The 2,816-nt window shown below is 59.4% G+C and carries 3 protein-coding genes; all 3 read right to left on the bottom strand.

Translation table 11 applies throughout. From position 1 onward, the window contains the following. Window positions 1-863, bottom strand: an 863-nt coding sequence (locus HKN37_11665; protein NNE47303.1) for an aminotransferase class III-fold pyridoxal phosphate-dependent enzyme, incomplete at its 3' end; no start/stop codon positions are given. A gap of 16 nt (window positions 864-879) precedes the next feature. Beyond that, entirely contained in the window at window positions 880-2,391 is a 1,512-nt protein-coding gene (locus tag HKN37_11660) for an NCS1 family nucleobase:cation symporter-1 (protein ID NNE47302.1), read from the bottom strand. A 101-nt stretch (window positions 2,392-2,492) separates the two neighbouring features. After that, the coding region (locus HKN37_11655; protein NNE47301.1) for an acyltransferase at window positions 2,493-2,816 on the bottom strand (324 nt) is incomplete at its 5' end.

Genomic DNA, 2,816 nt, shown 5'->3' with positions numbered 1-2,816 from the left:
ACTACGTCGAAGTTCTGAAATCCCCAGTAGTGATTACCGGTGCGACCGAAACCGGTCTGCACCTCGTCGGCAATACAGAGACCGCCATGTTCGCGCACGATTGCGTACGCCTCACCGAGGTAGTTCGGAGCTCCGTGGGTCGCACCACCCACACCCTGGATAGGCTCGGCGATGTAGCCGGCAATCTGTCCCGGCGTCGAGAACTTGATGAGCTCGCGAATGTCTTCCGCGCTCTTGTGGGCGATCTCTTGCGGCGACCCGTCGAACGGATTCCGGTACGGATCCGGACAAATGGCATGATGAATACGATATCCCTGTGGAATGACGTGCTTCCACGTGTGGTGCGACGTCAATCCCATGGACGTCGAAGACATACCGTGATAGCTATTGCGAACCGCAATGATATCGGTGTTCCCTGTGAAGACCCTCGCCATGTTGATGGCGAGTTCGTTCGCTTCGCTCCCGCTGCTCACGAAGTATGTGACGTCCAGCCCCGGCGGCATCTTCGACGCCAGATTCTTCGCGAAGAGCGGAAGATTCGGATGAAGATAGATTGTCGTTGCGTGCTGCAGTTTCTCCAATTGCCGTTGCGTGCGCTCGAGAATCTTCGGATGACAGTGACCACATGAAACGGTCACGATTCCGGCGAGCATGTCGAGATACCGGCGGCCCGACTCGTCGTAGAGATACTGCATGTATCCTTCGACGATCATCAGCGGCTCCTTGTAGTATGCGAAGACGGACGGGTGGCAGTAGTGCTTTCGTGTTGCGAGGACGTCTTCGAGCGACGGCCCGCTATAGGGTTGAGGCACGTGATCGGTGGGCGGCATCGAACGGATCATCTGCCCTGTCATTTCTACCATGGCGTTCACTGTTCTATTATTCCGTAGTTGATTCGGGTGCGGCTACCGCGCCGGGTCGCACCGGATAGAGCCTGGTCAGCGATATGTAGACCACTCCGGCAACGAGAAGCCCCCCGAACCACGCATAAGTATACAGGTCGGAGAACATCTGCGGTACTGAAATCGCACCCCCCGACGCCTGCGCCAGAAAGCCCGGGATGTTGGGGGCGATTCCAACCACGAGGGCCACCATCGCCCGCCAGTTATAACCGCGCCCACCGAACGAGTACACGCCGTTCTCGCGGTAAAGATCGTCGGAATCGAGCTGAAGGCGCCTGACAATGTAATAGTCCGTCAGCATGATGCCCGCAATGGCGCCCAGCAGGGCGCTGTATCCGATCAGCCATGTAAAGATGTAGTTGGCCAGGTCGGTGTAGAGCTTCCACGGGAAGATCAAGATGCCGACGACGCCCGTAATGAGGCCACCGCGCTTGAAGTTGATCACGCGCGGCCAGAGATTCGAGAAATCGTTAGCCGGCGAGACCACGTTGGCTGCGATGTTGGTGGACAGCGTGGCGACCGTAAGCGCAAAGAGTGCAAAGGCGACGACGATCTTGCTGGAGAACCTGCCCAGCAGGAGCACCGGGTCCCAGATTGCTTCCCCGAAGATGACCACGGTTGCGCTTGTCACGGCGATACCGACAAAGGAGTAGAGCGCCATCGTTGTCGGCAAGCCGATGGCCTGCCCCAGCATCTGATCGCGCTGCGTCCTTGCGTACCTCGTGAAGTCGGGGATGTTGAGCGAGAGCGTCGCCCAGAAGCCGACCATTGCCGTCAGATTGGGCCAGAAGGCGGACCAGAAATTGAAGTCTGACGCGAGTTGCCCACGGGCGGCGGAGACTGTTTCGGCCGACAGGACGACGTCGAATCCACCCGCGCTCGAAACACCCCACCAGAGAAGCCCGATACCGATCACAAGCAGGAACGGTGCTGCGAGCGTTTCGAGCCACTTGATCGTATCAATGCCTGCAAGAATGACGGCGATGTTGATCGCCCAGAAGAAAAGGAAGCAGCTCAGTTGTCCCCACGAAAGACCGATGACCGGGATGAGATCCTGGGGTCCGGCCGGCTCGAACCCGAAGATGACAGAGTGAAGAATGTAGATTGCCGAGCCCCCGATCCACGTCTGGATGCCAAACCAGCCACACGCAACAAGCGCCCTCATGAGGGCCGGCACGTTGGCACCGAACGTCCCGAAGGACGCGCGAAGAAGGACGGGGAACGGAATGCCGTACTTCGTGCCGGCGTGCGCGTTCAGAACCATCGGAACGAGCACGATCACATTGCCGAGCGCGATCGTAAAGAGTGCCTGTTTCCAGGTCATCCCCTGTGAGATCAGCCCGGCGGCCAGCGTATAAGTCGGGATACACACGGCCATCCCGACCCAGAGGGCGGCGATGTTCCACATCCCCCACGAGCGACGCTCGAGAGATACCGGCGCCAGATCATCGTTGTACAGCCGGGATGTCGTGATGTCGGATGCAGCCATGAGCGGACGAATGATGGTCTGACGTATGCGCCGGACGTGCGGTCAGCATCGGGGTTTACTGACACCAGATGCGGACGCCGGCCTTGGAGATTGCAGTCGGGTTAGAGGCGCACGGTGGACTCGTAGGTTTCCGGGCGCCGGTCACGGTAGAACTGCCACACATTTCGCACGTCACGGATGAGGTCGAGATTGAGATCGGCGACGAGCACCGCATCCCCATCACGTGGCGCCTCCGCGATGACCTGTCCGCGCGGGTTGGCGAAGTACGACGTACCGTAAAACTCGCCGATATTCCACGGCTCCTCGTGTCCCGGACGGTTGATGGCACCCACATAGTAGATGTTGGCGCACGCGGCCGCGGGCTGTTCCAGTTTCCAGAGATACTCGCTCAGACCCGCGACGGTGGCAGACGGGTTGAAGACGAT

Source organism: Rhodothermales bacterium, assembly GCA_013002345.1.
Lineage (GTDB): Bacteria > Bacteroidota > Rhodothermia > Rhodothermales > JABDKH01 > JABDKH01.
Note: the sequence above shows the minus strand (reverse complement) of the source record. Positions and strands in the feature narration are given on the sequence as shown.

Bases quoted from the DNA above. Each gene is read 5' to 3' on its own strand.
- HKN37_11660 (NNE47302.1), bottom strand. From the start codon at position 2,391: ATGGCTGCATCCGACATCACGACATCCCGGCTGTACAACGATGATCTG.